The following is a 17083-nucleotide window of genomic DNA, read 5'->3' on the forward strand; positions in this document are numbered from 1 at the left end:
CGATTAATCGCGAATTTCATTTATAGAAATCTCATCAAGGCCATCCGGGTGCATTTGACAGAAAGCCTTGCTGTTTAACTCGTCATATTTGATTTCCACTTCCATGTCGCCGACTTTAAATTCATCCGGAAGGTTTTTCGGCGAATAAAATTCTGAATTAATTTCGATAAGCCAGCCACAACCAGCTAAGGGTAAGCTTTCATCACGGATTGTAGCATTTACAAATTTATCATCCTTTTTACAGGCTGAAATGGCCAGGAGGAAAATCAGGAAGAGCAGTGAAAGTCTTTTCATTTTTTGCAATAAAGTTACATTATTCACACATTTGTGTAAAACAGGCCTGTAACATCTATACCATTTCGGTTTATTCGTATCCGCTTTTTATGACGGTCAGGATCATTTTGAACCGCCCGTTTGGTTTTACAAAATTGGGCGCATGAGCAGGTATTACGATTGACTGGCCTGTCAGCAGGAAATTGGATACCCCGCTGATTACGATCTCCGCCTTACCGTCAATGATTTGAGCGAAGGTGTCAAAGGCAGTGGTTTTTTCGGTTAACCCTTCGCCACTGTCGAATGACATTACGCTGATATTTCCTGTCGATTTTTTTAGAATCGTTTTGATGACCACAGAATTGGGTATATATTCGATTATCTCCACTGTGATGTGTGCTTTTGATTTTTCAACTTCTGCAATATCCATTTTGTTTGATTTTTGATTTATTTCTTCTTACCTTTTCCACCGCCATGATGTCCGGTACTTTCATGGCCATGACCACCTCCTTTGTTATCATGCTTATCTCCTTTGTAATTATGGTTGCCTTCGTTAGATTTTTTTTCGCCGGAGTTTCCTTTTCCCGGCCTCTCACCAAAGGTTTTTTGCTCCGGACCATGGTAGCCTCTTGCATATTTCGTTTTATGCTCCTTAAAATGTGTGTAAGGAGTGTCACCGTGATAGTCCGTCATCACTACTTTATATCCGCTGTACAAATCATAATTTCTGTACCGCCCAGGAAGATTAGCTCTGCGAATCCATGCCCCTCCTCCATAATAAATAAACATGGACGATTGAACATCATAATAGGCTTCCACATCTGGCAGGTAGTAATAACGCACTTCGGTATATCCGACAGGACCCCATGGCGGAGGCGAACCAATAGTCACATTCACTGATACCTGCGCCTGCACTGCGCCTGAAAGAAACAACACCATTCCTATAACGATTAATTTCAAAGCCTTCATCTCATATAAATTAAATTATGAATTAATTTTAACAGTACAAAGGTCAGTACTTTAGTTCCGGAAAGTGTTACACAATTTTAGAAAAAAATTACATCATTCACACATTAAATAAAAGGAGCCTTCCCAAAAGGGCGGCTCCTTTCTACTGTACTTATGCCGAAGTCAACTGTGATGGTACTGGCTTCGGCAGGGTATTTTATTTGGAAACGATTTTCTAAATAATACGACGATAACTTACAAATACACCGATGGCGATCAGGGCGCCTCCGAGAACGAGGGCCCAGGTAGAGATGGGAATTGATGGTGGTGGCTCCAACGGTCTGTTCATTGTGCTACCACCAGCGAATGTCACTGCCGCATTTCTTGCAAGTAATCTGCCTTCTATTCTGGCATATGAATTCATGGTTATAGATGTTAAGGCCAATACGTTACCGTAAAAATCTGTATAGTTTCCAATGGTCGCTGAACTGCCAACCTGCCAAAAGACGTTATCAGCCAGAGCGCCTCCGGTAAGGATAACATTGCCACCTGACCCAGACGGAAAAGGTCCACCGCCTACTGTAGTAAAGTCAGATGCTATCTGAAAAATCCATACGGCATCTGCATCACCCTGAGCATCAAGTGTCAGATTGCCTGATTGTATTAAAAGTGTAGAGGTTGATTTATAAATGCCCGCGTAAAGTGTTGTGCCGCCCTGATCACCTGATACTGTAACGGGCGCCGGGGCGGATGCTCCTGCAGCATCAAGATACGCATTGGTAAGGTCCAGTTTGGCCTGTAAAAGCATGGCAGCCACACCCGGAGGGGCAACATCATCGGCAGCGTAAATCGCTCCATTCACTACGCTGGAAGGAGGAACTCCTGTGATGGAAGAACGAAAGCCCGGACTTAACCCAACATCCATATCATTAATCACACTAGGGACTCCGCCGAAGGTGATTGCTGTACCTGCGAGAACCCCGAAGTCGGCAGCCGAATTAAGATCAGGTGCAATCTGTCCGAAATTCACATTTGGCATAAAAAACAGCATAGCCACTGTTAATGCTTTGAGTAGTTGTGTTTTCATTTTATTTTGTTTTAATATTAAAATTATTTGTAAGTTCTTGACAATAAAATAATTAGCTTGGCAATGCGCGTTTAATACTTGTTTTTCCTGGTATTAAACAATAGATATTTTCACATCTAAGCACAAACTTATAACATTTAAAAGTAAAAAGCAAATATTTATCTATAAAACTTTTAAAAAACCCGGTAAAAGACAATTTTTCATTCTTCTGAAGAATTTATACCAATAAATTTCAATAAGAATATTCAAAGATATGGAATATTAATTGAAGGGGGAGATTATTGAACTCCGGAATGTTCCTGGGTGCGTTAACAGAAAAGGTGAAACGATTAATGAGGAGGTTTTTCTCCCTTAGTATCTTTGGGTGGTTTAGCTTGTTTTGTTGTCTTTACCTTTGCCGCCTTTTTGGGCTGATTGGTTTTCTGGCGTTCTGCCGGCTGCTGCTTACCCGGCTGATCAACTTTTAGCTGCTGTGCTGGCTGCTGCTTAGCCGGTTGATCGGCTTTTTGCTGCTGTGATGGCTGCTGCTTAGCCGGTCTATCGGTTTGCTGCTGCGATGGCTGCCGCTTAGCCGGTTGATTTACTCTTTTCGTCGGAGTTTCAGTAGCTTTTTGCGATGAAGTTTTCACATTTTCCAAACTCGTCACTTTGGATGGAGCAGGTTTCTGTCCGCCGGAGGTATGTTTTTGCACCTGCGGTCTGTATAGCTGAAGCTGATTTTTGCTCAGGTTCTGACCGGGCTGGCTTCTTTCTTTAATAGCAACCGGGGTAATTGTTTTACCAACATGTTTTTCTACTTCTGTCCTTTCCGGACCTGCATTGTATGTTACATTGCGTGAATTATCAACCCGGATATTATTTATCACCGTGGAATTGTTGATGATCGTAACATTGTTTGAGGAATTAATATAGTAGTTATTGATGTTCCTTCTTCCAAAATCCCTGTCTCTTACAAAAGTCCACTGATTATAAGGTACATTATAGCCATTACCATAAGCTACACTGATGCTGACACCAGGCCCTATTGGTGCCCATCCGTAATAATCTCCTGATCTTCTCCAGGTAACCCATCCCGGACCCCATTCGTAATCCGGAACCCACATGGGTCCGTAATAAGGATCGATGTACCAGCGACCATAGTGAAAAGGCGCCCATCCCCATGAATAATAAGAGACCCATGTCCACCCCTCATCGGTTAATACCCAATAGCCGTCAGTGGCATAAGGAGAAAACCCGGGAGCTACATCGGGTATCCAGACATATCCATAATCGGAACTGTATACCCATGTTCCATAGGGGCTTAATTCATCATAAAAAACCTGGAAGCCTATAGATACCCCCTGTGCAGATGCTTTTTGCGGTGTTATGCTTACACCTATAAAGAGCATAAGAAAAATAGATATAATTCTGATTTTAGTTTTCATTGATTATGTTTTATTGTGATGAAATTATCACGCTGCAAAGTTGCGCACCTTTATACTCAAAAGTGTTACACAATTCCGGAAAAGAGTTGCATCATTCACACATTATCAAGTGTGAGGCGTTTTTTGCGTTTGAGCGATTTAAAAAAGGAAGGCGTTAAACCTGTTATCTTTTTAAATTGATGGGAAAGATGGGCTACACTGCTGTAATGAAGTTTCCAGGCAATTTCAGAAAAGTTGAGTTCGTCATAAATGATGAGCTCTTTTACCCGTTCAATTTTATGAAGAATGATGAAATGTTCAATAGTGATCCCTTTTGTTTCTGAAAAAAGATTTGCAAGATAAGTATAGTCATAATTCAATTTTTCACTCAGGTAATCGGAAAAATTTGTTTTGGGCAATTCATCTGCATAATGGATCATTTCGATAATAACATTTATTATTTTTTCAATCAGTATGGCTTTCTTGTCATCCATCAGTTCAAGCCCTGATTTCAATAAAGCGGTTTTCAACCGGGCGCGTTGTTCAGCAGTAATACTTTCCCTGATCTGCACTTCACCCAGATCCACTACTCCGTAATGCAGCCCGAGTTTATCCAGCTCTGACTTCACCACCATTTTGCAGCGAATGCTTACCATGTATTTGATGTAGAGTTTCATATTATTCATACCTGCCGAAAACGGCAGCCTGTCTGAAAACCTTCATTGAATCGTGTAAATATAGGAAAATATTCCGGAAATTCATTCAAATTGAAAAAGAATTTCACGGTGGGTAAATTATTCCTGCATGCGGGAGGTCGTCATATACAAAACAAGGAGGTCCCCGCTGATGCGGGGATGACGTTTCATGCTTTCGTGGGTTAGTACTTATTTTTTGTGGCTTCCCTTAGCTTTTCCAGGGTTCGTGCTATGGGAATGATGCGGATTATTTTGATTTTTGTCACTCCCCTGGGATCTTCCCGGGTTTGTGCTATAGGTATGATGTGGGTTATTTGGATTTCTTTGCGATCCCCTATGATGTCCGTTGTCTCCTCTGACAAATACAGCACAGGATGATGTGCTGAACAAAAGACCTATGCATAATAACAGCATAGCAAGAAGTCTAAATGTTTTCATTTTTTTTAATTCCTCTTTTTAGCTTTTTCTGATTTGGCATTGCCCTGTTCAGCAAAACCGGAAACTTCTTCCATTACCCCGGTTTAAAAGATTCTCCGCCCCCGTATAACCTGAAATAATAATGCAATAATTGCAATAACAAGAAGAACGTGTATGATTCCACCGGCACTGAAGTAAAAAAATCCCAAAGCCCATCCGATAATCAGGATCACTGCAATGATATAAAGTAGATTTCCCATGACTGTAAGTTATTTAAGTTTGTGAGTAAATTTTTACATTGACAAAGGTATGCCTCTCTATTCCGGGAATCGTTACATAATTTTGGGAATAAGTTACATCATTCACACATTATCAATGTAATGCTTCTCTTGCTCATGTGAGGTCCTTCTTCGGGATAACGAAACAGAAGGCGGGGAGGCATGGACAAGTCTGTTCCGAAAATTCACAATCTGATGAGAGTTTTTAAGCTCAATCCCACTTTCTTTCCGAAAAAAATTCACAGCCTCCCCAATGATGACCAATTGCCTTTCCACGGCACTTTTAGTTTTTTGATCTCTCTGATAACCAGCAAAATCAGGAACATCAGAAAGAAATTCCCCGATTAAACCGGCAGCAATAAGAATATCAGATAGATATTTCCTGCTTCTCCCTGTCATAAATCAATTTTTTCGTTTCTTCAAGGCTGGAAAAAAAGTAAGGATTCTTAACCGGCTGATCCGAAACCAGGTCGACTTTCCGGTTGAAAAGTTTTTCCAATTGGTCCCACAATTCAAGAAGGGCTTCTCCCTTGTCCATCGGTGACATCGGAAGAAGTTCAACGAGAAGGTCAATATCGCTGTTTTCTTCAGAAAACTTTCCGGAAACCACGGAGCCAAAAGCATAAAGCTTCCGAACCCCATAGCGTTCGCATAATTCAGAGATTTGATGAATATTTTTCCGGATCAGGTTTTCCATGTTAATTATCCAGTTTAATAAACAAATCTACTAAAATTTGGCTTTCAATTGCTAAATTCTATGTTAAAAACTGTTTCCAACGGAAGATTTGTTTTCTTTTCATGTCCTTGTATTGCCGTGCGGTAAATTTTAATATAAACCGCGGAGACGCGAAGACGCAGAGAAATTTTCACGCTTCACGCTTCACTCTTCACTCTTCACAAAGACACTCTTTTCGATCAGGATGAGTGAAAATTGAATAAATTTGTAAAAAATATTTCATGGAAACCATTGTAATTAAAACCAAAAATAAAGCTGAACTGAAATTTTGGCTGGAACTGATAAAAAAAACGGGTGCCGAAGCGATGACTATTAGTGCGGAAGATCTTGAGGATGCTGTTCTTTCATCACGTATTGAAAAAGGGATGAAGACACCTGATGTCAGCCGTGAAAGAGTTATGAATGCTTTAGGAAGATGAATACAGCATTTAAGGCTTCGTTTCTCAAGGCGATCGAAAAGATCAGAGATATGCAATTAAAATCTGAGGTTGCCCAAATAATTGAAAAGATTGAGGCAGCTGACGATTTGAGAAGCATAGCCAACTTAAAAAAAATGAAAGGACGCAGGAAACACTATCGGATTAAAGTTGGAGACTACCGGATAGGACTTAAAATCATTGATAATGTTGTTTTTTTCGTTGATCTTGCCCATAGGAAAGATATTTATAAACATTTTCCCTAATCAGCCATAACTGTTTGATTATTAATGCAATTTATAATCTAAAACCGCGTTGACGCGGAGTCCAGAGGATTTTCACTTTTCACTCTTCACTCTTCACTCTTCACTCTTCACTTTTCCTGGGGATGACGTTTCCCGGTTGGACGAAGTTTTAAAGATGGGTGTGGGAGGTGCTGAACCATCAGGATATTATTTCAATGATTTTTTCTAAAACAATAGGAAAGCGTTCATCCACCATAAACGGATGTATTTGCGTCCGGATAATTTCTTCAGAATAAGGGTCGTTGATAATTTTATTCTCCATGCAGGATTCTACTTTTCAGTTCATTCACGGCCAAATCCCTTTCCCGGGCTCTGCCTATCCTCAAAGCATCAGCCAATGCCAGCAATTCATACAGCTTATCATCCTGGTCCACAGCATCGGGCACTGAGGAATAAAGGGGTACAATGCCATGTCCTCTGACTTTTCCTTTTGCCCAGGGCCAAACATACGATTCGTCGCTTAAAATAACAGTATTTAAAGGTCCTGCTGAATGGGCGGTAGGCATACCCCTTACCACAGGCCCGGGTTTCTGTGGAAATACATACGCAAGACCATATTGTAAAAAGTCCATAAAGGCAAGGCGCATGACCTTTTTGCCGCTGCCATCAAGCAATCCGGCATATTTTGAACGGGCTACCGACTCGCTCACCTCCGACTGGCTCATTTTTAAAGCTTCGGCCAGGGGCATTTGCTGCCAATTGCCGGTATTTAAAGCAATAATTTTCAGCAGAATAACCACATCCTGTGGTTTCATACTAGTTTGAACTTGTTTCATTTCTTAATACTTTATTGCATATTGCGATATGCAATATTAAGAAATAAATTATTGAAAAACAAAATAAACCAAAAATATATTGCATATCGCGATACGCGATACTTTACAATCCCCATCCGAAAAATCATCGCCTTTTCAGCTTTTTCAGTTCTGATATAAAACCAGAAGATCCCGGTTAGACGACGTTTTAAAGAGGCAGTGTGGGAGGGGTTCAACCGGATGTAAAATGAAATTATCCAACAGCCATCTTAGCTGAATCCTTCCATAAATATGGTGGCATTGGCTCTTTGAGTTCCCAAGTAATGTTCATAGGTTTTGAACCTGTGTGTTCAATAAATCTCACATCTCCAAGAAAAACGTATGACATTGTATTCTTATATTCATCCTCATTCCTTTCCCTCACAAACAACAAAATTGTCTTATTTAATTCTTTTTGATTTATATAGGTCAATCCTTTCCCAACATCAGGTCTTGCCGAGTTCTGAGTTTGCCAATGAAAAAGCCGCTCACTAATTGCAAAATCCTGATATAGTGTAGAAGGAGAAAAATCTTTTTCTGATTTAATTAAATCGACAAATAGCAACTCCGTATTTAAATTTTGAATCATTGCAACTCCTTCCCTATTTGAAGATTCCTTTTTAAAAGTATTGAGTCCAAATGCAGCAAGGGTTTGGTCTCTTGTATAACGGCTATGAAGTTTAAGAGGTTGAATATAAGGAAGTGAGATTTCTTTTTCTAAGAAGTCAACTTTATCTATGAGGATTTCAATCATTTCAATGATCTCATCCGTTAGAATTTTATTTCTACCGATTGCTTTAATACTATCTTCAAGTGTGTCAAACCCACCAGCAGTCTGCCAAACATCATAATGTAGCATTAAGCACATGGCTTTTTCTTCTTCATTGAATTTTTTAAAATCGACATCAAAACCCTGCTTAGCTAACGACAAAATAAATTGGAAGTAGGAATTTGAATTGCACGAAAGCCACTTTTTACTGATTGCTCGGTAAATTTCATTCTCATTAGTTGAAGGATAATCTTCAATTTGTTCAGCCATCACACACAATCTTTTCCAATTGCCCTTTTTATAAATCAGTTGTAAAGGAATATGGCAAAAGTTTGAAAAGTTTTTAAGCGTAAGAGGTAAAGTAGTTTGGTATTTGTAATTACGAATTTTATTTAGCAGTTGATTTCTGTTTAGCAAGGTTGCATTCCGAATGTTTTGCAAAATAAAATCTTTTGCTTTTTTCTCTAAAATAATTGCGCATCCTAAAGGTAAATGAGGAAAATCATCTTCAATTTCCTTTTGAGTTGAAGTATTTGTTTTTCCAACCAATGCCCTAAATTTACCTTCAAAATCATATTCCGGTCTTGAGTTTCCAACAAAATCTAATACAGTCAAGCATTCTTTTCCATCAGCTAGTCTTAAGCCTCTTCCAAGCTGTTGAAGAAAAATTGTTAAACTTTCTGTGGGCCGAAGGAATAAAACTGTATCCATTTCAGGTATATCAATCCCTTCATTAAAAATGTCTACGACAAAAAGATAATTAATGTCCTTATTCAATAACTTTCGTCGAAGTTCTTCTCTCAACTCATTTCTTGAACTAACCAAGTAATCTGCTTTTAATCCGGCAAACGTGAACTTTTCAGCCATATATTGAGCATGTTCCTGTGTTACACAGAAACAAAGTGCTCTTACATCATCTTTATCTTTTAGGTATTTGTTGAGATTAAATATTATTTCACCTACCCTTCTATCATTTCGAGTATAGATTCTGGTTAATTCACTTGGTAAGTATCTTCCGTTTTGCCATGAAGCATTTGACAAATCAATACTATCCGTAATTCCGAAATATTGAAAAGGACATAGCAATTTTCTGTTTAGCGCTTCTGGTAGCCTGATTTCAGCAGCAATGGTATCTGAGAAATCTTTGAGAATATCTTCACCATCCATTCTCTCAGGTGTAGCAGTTAAGCCTAAAAGAATTTTCGGCTTGAAACGATTTATTATTGGACGGTAACTTGAAGCAGCGATATGATGAACTTCATCTACAATGATGAAATCATAAAATGAATCTGAAAGAGTTAGTGAGTCAATTCTGTTATTCAGTGTTTGAACAGAAGCAAAAACGCAATCAAATTTTTCCGGTTCACTTCCATCAACCCATAACTCACCAAAATTATTATCTCTCAAAATACCTTGAAATGTTGCTAGTGCTTGTTGTAGTATCTCTTTGCGGTGAGCCACATACAGAAGTTTTGCAGATGAGTTTTGCTTTTTAAAGTTTTTGAAATCAAATGCTGAAATAACGGTTTTACCAGTTCCGGTTGCAGCAACAATTAAATTTCTGTAACGGTTGTGCACTATTCTTTCCGTCTCTAACTTTTCCAAAATTTCTTCCTGGAATGGAAAAGGTTTAATATCAAAATAGGCAGCAGGGTTATTTCTTTCATGAGATCTCTCCTTTTTGAGAGCTGTTTTTAATTTTTCAGTGTGATGTGCTTTATCAAATAATTCAAATTCTTTGTCTTGCCAATAAGTATCAAAAGTTTTCTGAAATTTATCAATGATGTGCCCAACTTCTTTTGTTGTTACTTTAAGATTCCATTCTAAACCACTTGTCAATGCAGAACGGGAAATGTTAGATGAACCAATATAGCCGGTGTGAAATCCAGTGTTTCTGAAAAACAAATACGCCTTAGCATGTAATCTCTCATTATCTGTATTGTATGAAATTTTAATTTCTGTGTTATTCAAACCCGATAAATACATTACTGCTTTCAAATCAGTAGCACCCATGTAAGAAGTCGTAATCACTTTTAATTGCCCACCTTTTTCAGTAAATTCAAATAATTCTTTCTCAAAAATTCTTATTCCTGTCCACTTGATAAATGAAACAAGGAAATTGATCTTATCCGAAGAAAGAATTTCTTTTTTGATTTCACTTTCAAGCGAAATGCCTGCATTATTGCCAGTAAATAATTCGCTTTGAGATAATCTAGTATAAGGTGTAATTTCTTTGAGATGTTTTTCAAAATCAGAAAATCCTGCATCAATCTTTGAAAAGATTGCAGAAAGAATCTTTGCCTCAGTTGCAATCAAATCTTCATCAAACACTTCATCCTTTAACTCAGTTCTTAAAAGAAAAATAATTTTGTTTGAAAGTTCAATTTGTTTTTCAATGCTATCTTCTCCAGAAATTAGATTCAAAGCAAATCGGATTACCTCAACCAAATATTGTGATAGAACTCTTGACGCTTCATTTTTATCAATTGCACTTTCCTTAATGTAAAATGTATTTCTGTCCAAATCATTCAGTTTGGAGGAAATCAATTTGTTAATGAGTTGTTCATAGAGCCCTTGCTGTGTCATAATTTAATTTTAAAAATTCTTCTAAAACAGGAATATCAGCAGAAGCCCAATCCAAAAATTTTAATTCTTCTTTTGCAAACCATTTGAAATCTTTATGTTCAGCCAAAACAATTTCACCTGCCAAGTATTTAGAAACAAAAGGAATAAGGTTGATAGAGAAAGTTTCATAATTAAAACATTTAGTTTCTAATTTCTCCAAAAGTTCTATTTCTATATTCAGTTCTTCTTTTATTTCTCTTCGTAGGCAATTTTCTGCGGTTTCATTCACTTCAATCTTTCCGCCTGGAAATTCCCACTTCAATGGCAGATCCATCGTCTCACTTCTTTGAGTTACCAAGATTTTATTATCTCTAAGAATAATTGCACAAGTAACTTCAATCATATTCAATTCAGATTAATTTCTGCAAGTTTTATAGGAACAGCATTTCCTAATAGCTACTAACATCTCGCTAACCGAGCCATTCCCTCCCCCCTCACTCTCCCCCCAACCTCGCACTACTCGCCCCTCCTGCCGAATACTCCGGTGAGCTTACGCTGATTTTCTTACCATCCAAAACAGATAGCGCCAGGTCGAGGTCGGTGATGATGTCGTCGGGATGTTCGGCGCCCACACACAGGCGGATCAGGTTGGGCGGGATGTCGGCAATCCTGCGTCCTTCTTCGCCCTGCTGTGAATGGGTGGAAATAGCCGGGATGGTGGCCACGGATTTGATCCTGCCCAGGTCGGTGGCGCGCCAGATGCGCCGGAAGCCGTCGAAAACATCGCGGGTGGCCTGCGCACCGCCTTTGATGCGGAACGACATCAGGTGGCCGTAACGGTTCACGGGCTTGCCGTAAAGCTCGTCCTTTTCGGCGTCTGCCAGCCACATATACCTGCTTGCCAACTCGTGCAACGGATGGGTTTCCAACCCCAGGTAATCAACCTGTTCAACATGCTTGTGGCCTGCAAGGTAATTTGCCACGGTCATCGTGCTGCGGCTGCACTGGTCGACACGCATCCGCAGGGTACGGATGTCGTTCAGCGCCAGGATGGCATTCATGGGAGAAATATTCGGCCCGTTGTCGCGGTTGGGTAAAACTTTGAGATACATGCAATAGTCGGCCTTCAGGGCATCGTTGTCAATGTTCGTGGTGATATGCTTTTTCGCGATGACAGCCCCTCCTATTCCAAATCCGCTCGTGGCCAATGTCTTGGAAACTGATTGAACTACAATATCCGCTCCCCACTGGATCGGGCGCATCAGGGCAGGCGTTGCCACCGTAGAGTCAATAATCAGCGGGATATTATGGGAGTGGGCGAGTTCAACCACCTTTTTAAGGTCAAAGAATGCCTGGCCCGGGTTGGAAGGCATCTCGCCGTATAGAAAACGGGTGTTCTCATCGATCAGCCCGGCCCATTCATTAATGTCGCTGGAGTTGATCACCTTGCGCCATTCGATGTTTCGCTCGCGGTGTTTTCTTATAGCAAATTGTTGGAAGGTACCCCCGTAGAGCTGGCATGTGGCCACAAAATTAATCGGCCGGCCGGGGTTCTTCGGATCTACCGCGAGCAGAGGTTCAGCCGCAGAGGCGATTGCAGCCATTCCGGAAGAAGTGGCCACGCAGGAAGTCTCCTCGCTTGCGCCATAACCATCGAGCAGGGCCAGGACACCCTCCAGGTAATATATACTGGGGTTGGCGATGCGGGAATAGCACCAGGTCGGTATCTCATAGGCAAGCGCGGCTTCCATCTCGTCGGAATCGCGGTAGGCCTGGGAGGTCGACATATACATTGGCTCAATGATGGAGCCCTGGTTGAAATCGAGCGCCTCCTGCATGGAGTAAATGCCGTGGACTGCAATGGTGTCGAAGCGGCATTTGCGCATCTGGTCGGTATTTTCCTGGTGCCAGGCCATGGCGCGGCGGGCTGCATCTATGTAGTATTGTTTACCGGTAGGCATAGTCAGTTTGGTTAGGTTTATGAAATGTTAAATTTAGGCATTAAGATGAAATAGTCGAGCTATTGTGAATTATTTATTGATAATTTTCTTTATTAAGGTTTCTCGCTGATTTGCGCAGATCAATAAAACGCAGATTTGCACAGATCAGGCACAGATTGCTTTTTTCACCGCGGAGGCGCGAAGGCGCAGAGCCACCGTTCCACCGTTTCACCGTTTCACTGTTCCACCGTTCCACTGTTTTTTCTACCTTTGCAAAATCAATCAAAATAAAATCACTCTCATGAATTACGATCTTATCGTTATAGGCAGCGGACCGGGGGGCTATGTGGCTGCGATCCGCGCTTCGCAACTGGGTATGAAAACGGCCGTCGTGGAGAAAGAATCACTGGGCGGGGTTTGCCTCAACTGGGGATGCATTCCCACTAAAGCATTGTTAAAAAGTGCGCAGGTATTCAGGTATGCAAGCCATGCCATCGATTATGGTGTTAAAATAGAAGGCGCCATTACGCCTGATTTTGAAGGGATGATCAAGCGCAGCCGCGATGTGGCCAACAGTATGAGCAACGGGGTGCAGTTCCTCTTCAAGAAAAATAAAATTGATTTCCTGAAAGGCACAGGAAAGATAAAACCCGGCAAAAAGGTTGTGGTAACCGATGAATCCGGCAAAACCACCGAATACACGGCCAATCATATCATCCTGGCCACGGGGACCCGTTCCCGTGAGCTTCCGAATCTAAAGCAGGACGGCAAAAAGATCATCGGCTACCGCCAGGCGATGAACCTGCCCAAACAGCCGAAATCCATGGTGGTGGTGGGCTCCGGTGCTATTGGCAGTGAGTTTGCATATTTTTATAATTCAATAGGAACCGAAGTCACGCTCATCGAGCTTTTACCGAATATTGTCCCTCTCGAGGATGAGGAAGTGTCAAAGCAGCTGGAGCGGAGCTTTAAAAAAGCAGGGATCAAGGTGATGACGGATGCGACGGTAGAATCGGTTGATGTGAGCGGGAAAGGGTGTAAGGTGATTGTGAAGCATGGAGGCATGGAGGCGGGGAAGCACGGAAAAGGGAATGAGGTGATTGAGTGTGAAGTGGTATTGTCGGCTGTTGGCGTAAAATCGAATATTGAAGGTTTAGGCTTGGAAGAAGTGGGCATTGTTGTAGAAAAAGACAAGATCAAGGTTGATGAATATTACCGGACGAACGTGGAAGGCTATTACGCCATCGGCGATATCGTCCCGGGCCAGGCGCTGGCTCATGTCGCTTCGCACGAAGGGATCACCTGCGTGGAGAAGATCGCAGGAATGGACGTCGAACCGGTCGATTACAATAATATCCCGGGATGCACCTACACCAGTCCTGAAATAGCATCGGTAGGATTTACGGAAAAGCAGGCCAGGGAAGCGGGATACGAGATAAAAACCGGCAAGTTCCCCTTCACGGCATCTGGCAAGGCAAGTGCTTCAGGCAATAAGGAAGGATTTATCAAGGTGATCTTTGATGCGAAATACGGAGAATGGCTTGGTGCACACTTCATTGGCGAGAATGTCACGGAATTGATAGCCGAAGTGGTTGTGGCGCGCAAACTCGAAACCACAGGCCACGAAATTATAAAGTCTATACACCCGCACCCGACGATGTCAGAAGCTGTAATGGAAGCAGTGGCGGCGGCTTATGGGGAAGTAATTCATATTTAGTTGACAGTTGACAGTTGACAGTCGGCAGTCAGTGGCAAAACAATTTAACAATTTAACAATTCAGCTTTGAATTTTGAACTTAATCAAGACTAAAATAGAAGACCTCGTACTTATCCAGCCGGATGTCTTTCCGGATGCAAGGGGTTATTTTTATGAATCCTTTCAAAAGGAAAAGTTCCGGAACCTGGGGATTAATGTTGATTTTGTACAGGACAACGAGTCGATGTCCCAGGGGAATGTTTTGCGGGGCCTGCATTTCCAGAAGCCGCCTTTCGCGCAGGGAAAGCTGGTCCGGGTGGTGCGCGGGTCGGTGCTGGATGTGGCAGTGGATCTGAGGAAGGGCTCGAAGACTTACGGAAAATGGAAATCTTCTGTCCTAAGTGCAGCCAACAAGCTGATGATGTGGATACCGGAAGGGTTCGCCCACGGCTTCCTGACACTGGAAGACGATACCATCTTCCAATATAAATGCACGAATTTCTACAATAAGGAATCGGAATCCGGCATCATCTGGAACGATCCTGATTTGCAAATAATTTGGGGAAATGATAACCCGCTTGTCTCTGAAAAGGATTTGAAGGGTATGCGGTTTAAAGATCTTAAGAGCCCATTCTAGGAGGACCACTAACCACTAACCACTAACCACTAACCACTAACCACTAACCACTAACCACTAACCATATGTCACGACGTTTATTGGCAATCCTGGTAGCTGCTGTGGCCATTTTTTTCATTGGGATATTATATCTTTTCTTAAATAAAAGGGAAAGCACAAAAGAGAAAGAACCGGTAACAGAAACAATGGTTTTCGTGGAAGGGATGAACTATACCATGCCGGTACCCATCCCCGATTCCGCGACATTTGCCGGTGAACCTGTCCCGATGGACATTTTTTACGTGCGCGAACAATTCGACCGGGAGCTGACAGTTAATACCTATTGGCATTCATCCACTATTCTTAACATAAAAAGAGCGGCCCGCTGGTTTCCGGTGATTGTACCGATCCTGGCAAAGAACGGCATACCGGAAGATTTCAAATACCTGGCCATTATCGAAAGCGGCCTGTTGAACGTGGTTTCCCCTTCGGGTGCGACCGGGTTCTGGCAATTCCTTGAAAAAACCGGGAAAGAATACGGTCTGACCATTAATAAGGAAGTCGATGAGCGTTATCATGTCGCAAAAGCCACGGAAGCGGCCTGTGCTTACCTGAACAAATCATACATCAAATTCGGCAACTGGACCCTGGTGGCGTCTTCTTACAACGCCGGGCAGGGCCGCATTGACGAAACCATCGATAAACAGCAGGTCAGGAGCTATTACCACATGTTCCTGAGTGACGAGACTTCACGCTTTGTTTTCCGTATCCTGGCCATCAAGAGCATTTATGAAAACCCCGTCAAATACGGGTTTAAAATAGCTCCGGGTGATTTATACGGCCCGCTCGATGTTAAAACCCTAAAAGTCAAAGAATCCATTGACGATCTCCCGGCTTTTGCCCGCGAACATAAAACCACTTATCGCATGCTGAAAGAGCTGAACCCCTGGCTGAGGTCGGATAAACTGACTGTGCGGGGGGAGGAGTTTGAGATTGCATTGCCGAAATGAGGAGTTCCAGGGCCCCAAATTTCAAATTTCAAATAATGAGGAGTTCCAGGGTCCCAAATTTCAAATTTCAAATTTCAAATTTCAAATTCGGAATCATTCCCGCAATTTTTTCAGCAGTTGATTGAATGTCTTCACTATCCACGTTGATCGTGTGAATTTTACCTTTATCCCGTTTAGAAAGTCCGAACAAATAAGCTTTGTCGTAATAAGTCAATACCGCGGAAACCGCTCCGATGAGGTTACCCTGTTCTAAAGCATGTATTGCAGCATTGGCCTTATCGCCTCCCATCCGGCTTCCAATCTTCCGGATAAGGGCAGAAAGCTCAATGGTTTCAAAATTGCCATATTCTACAGACAGTCGTTTAACCCTGGAGTCAAATGGGACATCGACGAAAACTATTGGAGCAACGGCCATTTTTATAAATATTAGTTCGGGAATTATAATCTTTCCTATGTTCCTGCTCTCATCCTCAATCCAAACCGGCTTATGAGGATCAAAAGTAATCCATTGCGATGCCAGGTCGTTCTCGAATTGTTCGGTTGTGGGCTGATCAGCCTGGCCAAGGGATCCAAAAGCCGACCCTTTGTGGTTAGCAAGACCTTCAAAATCTAAAACCTGCTCGCCAATCGAGGATAAATGCTTTAGTATTTCTGTTTTCCCGCTTCCGGTCATCCCCCCCAGAACAATGATTGGAGGGCCTTGCTTAAGTGATTCCCTGATGTAATGACGGTAGGCCCTGTATCCACCCACCAAAACGGAAGTTTTAATTCCGGAAAATTTAAGAAGCCATGCCACAGCTTCACTTCTCATCCCACCACGCCAGCAATGCACCAACACCTCACCTGACTTTGCATGTTCCCAGCCTTGCTTTACCAAGTCACACAGCTTGCGTCCGGCAATTTCCAGGCCTTTCAATATTGCAGCGTCACTGCCGGTTTTGGTATAGGTTATCCCCACCGAAGCCCTTTCATCATCATCAAATAAAGGCAGGTTGATTGCCCCGGGTATATGTCCCTGCCGGAACTCTTTGGGAGCACGAACATCAATGACCGGAACCGATTGCGACCGTCCCAGAAATTTATCAGGCTGGAGTTTAAGGATTGGATCTTCCATATTTGAATCATCGCAAAATTA

18 protein-coding genes are annotated in these 17083 nt (G+C 41.9%); 5 read left to right on the forward strand and 13 right to left on the reverse strand.

The annotated features are described in order from the left end of the window. Positions 1-3 precede the first annotated feature (3 nt). From M0Q51_02415 to M0Q51_02450, 8 genes are all read right to left on the reverse strand, one after another. A complete protein-coding gene (locus tag M0Q51_02415; GenBank protein MCK9398834.1) occupies positions 4-294 on the reverse strand; it encodes a hypothetical protein in 291 nt (96 codons plus the stop codon). 70 nt (positions 295-364) lie between these two features. Further along, positions 365-703, reverse strand: a complete 339-nt coding sequence (locus M0Q51_02420; protein MCK9398835.1) for a cupin domain-containing protein — start codon at positions 701-703, stop codon at positions 365-367. Between the two features lie 17 nt (positions 704-720). After that, a complete protein-coding gene (locus M0Q51_02425) occupies positions 721-1242 on the reverse strand; it encodes a hypothetical protein (protein MCK9398836.1) in 522 nt (173 codons plus the stop codon). A gap of 214 nt (positions 1243-1456) precedes the next feature. Beyond that, positions 1457-2308 carry an ice-binding family protein gene (locus tag M0Q51_02430; protein ID MCK9398837.1) on the reverse strand — a complete coding sequence of 284 codons (852 nt, stop codon included), beginning with the start codon at positions 2306-2308 and terminating at the stop codon, positions 1457-1459. Between the two features lie 329 nt (positions 2309-2637). Beyond that, the gene (locus M0Q51_02435) at positions 2638-3732 is read right to left on the reverse strand and encodes a hypothetical protein (protein ID MCK9398838.1); all 1095 of its coding nucleotides are present in this window, start codon (positions 3730-3732) and stop codon (positions 2638-2640) included. Positions 3733-3827: 95 nt separating this feature from the next. Beyond that, complete coding sequence (locus M0Q51_02440) at positions 3828-4388, reverse strand: helix-turn-helix domain-containing protein (protein ID MCK9398839.1); 561 nt, start codon at positions 4386-4388, stop codon at positions 3828-3830. A gap of 539 nt (positions 4389-4927) precedes the next feature. Next, entirely contained in the window at positions 4928-5083 is a 156-nt protein-coding gene (locus tag M0Q51_02445; protein ID MCK9398840.1) for a lmo0937 family membrane protein, read from the reverse strand. A 385-nt stretch (positions 5084-5468) separates the two neighbouring features. Further along, positions 5469-5798, reverse strand: a complete 330-nt coding sequence (locus M0Q51_02450; GenBank protein MCK9398841.1) for a nucleotidyltransferase domain-containing protein — start codon at positions 5796-5798, stop codon at positions 5469-5471. Positions 5799-6058: 260 nt separating this feature from the next. On the opposite strand from M0Q51_02450, the gene M0Q51_02455 reads away from it, so the two are divergent. Continuing rightward, a complete protein-coding gene (locus M0Q51_02455; GenBank protein ID MCK9398842.1) occupies positions 6059-6256 on the forward strand; it encodes a hypothetical protein in 198 nt (65 codons plus the stop codon). Further along, a complete protein-coding gene (locus tag M0Q51_02460) occupies positions 6253-6519 on the forward strand; it encodes a type II toxin-antitoxin system RelE/ParE family toxin (protein ID MCK9398843.1) in 267 nt (88 codons plus the stop codon). Before M0Q51_02455 ends, M0Q51_02460 begins: the two co-directional genes overlap by 4 nt. Before the next feature lie 290 nt (positions 6520-6809). Here the strand turns inward: M0Q51_02460 and M0Q51_02465 are convergent, their stop codons facing one another. From M0Q51_02465 to M0Q51_02480, 4 genes are all read right to left on the reverse strand, one after another. Then, complete coding sequence (locus tag M0Q51_02465; GenBank protein ID MCK9398844.1) at positions 6810-7334, reverse strand: hypothetical protein; 525 nt, start codon at positions 7332-7334, stop codon at positions 6810-6812. Between the two features lie 232 nt (positions 7335-7566). Next, positions 7567-10707: a DUF3427 domain-containing protein gene (locus M0Q51_02470; GenBank protein MCK9398845.1), complete on the reverse strand. Its 3141-nt coding sequence runs from the start codon at positions 10705-10707 to the stop codon at positions 7567-7569. Next, complete coding sequence (locus M0Q51_02475) at positions 10685-11089, reverse strand: (deoxy)nucleoside triphosphate pyrophosphohydrolase (protein ID MCK9398846.1); 405 nt, start codon at positions 11087-11089, stop codon at positions 10685-10687. Before M0Q51_02475 ends, M0Q51_02470 begins: the two co-directional genes overlap by 23 nt. Positions 11090-11180: 91 nt before the next feature. Further along, entirely contained in the window at positions 11181-12647 is a 1467-nt protein-coding gene (locus M0Q51_02480; protein ID MCK9398847.1) for an aminotransferase class I/II-fold pyridoxal phosphate-dependent enzyme, read from the reverse strand. 280 nt (positions 12648-12927) lie between these two features. On the opposite strand from M0Q51_02480, the gene lpdA reads away from it, so the two are divergent. The 3 genes from lpdA (at position 12928) to M0Q51_02495 (ending at position 15948) form a co-directional block, all read left to right on the forward strand. Then, positions 12928-14343 carry a dihydrolipoyl dehydrogenase gene (lpdA, locus tag M0Q51_02485; protein MCK9398848.1) on the forward strand — a complete coding sequence of 472 codons (1416 nt, stop codon included), beginning with the start codon at positions 12928-12930 and terminating at the stop codon, positions 14341-14343. Positions 14344-14416: 73 nt separating this feature from the next. Further along, positions 14417-14959, forward strand: a complete 543-nt coding sequence (gene rfbC / locus M0Q51_02490; protein MCK9398849.1) for a dTDP-4-dehydrorhamnose 3,5-epimerase — start codon at positions 14417-14419, stop codon at positions 14957-14959. 65 nt (positions 14960-15024) lie between these two features. Further along, complete coding sequence (locus M0Q51_02495) at positions 15025-15948, forward strand: lytic transglycosylase domain-containing protein (protein MCK9398850.1); 924 nt, start codon at positions 15025-15027, stop codon at positions 15946-15948. Positions 15949-16015: 67 nt separating this feature from the next. On the opposite strand, the gene mnmH is transcribed toward M0Q51_02495, so the two are convergent. Next, entirely contained in the window at positions 16016-17062 is a 1047-nt protein-coding gene (mnmH, locus tag M0Q51_02500; GenBank protein ID MCK9398851.1) for a tRNA 2-selenouridine(34) synthase MnmH, read from the reverse strand. Positions 17063-17083: the final 21 nt, after the last annotated feature.

The sequence above is a fragment of the Bacteroidales bacterium genome, assembly GCA_023229505.1.
Taxonomy (GTDB): domain Bacteria; phylum Bacteroidota; class Bacteroidia; order Bacteroidales; family JAGOPY01; genus JAGOPY01.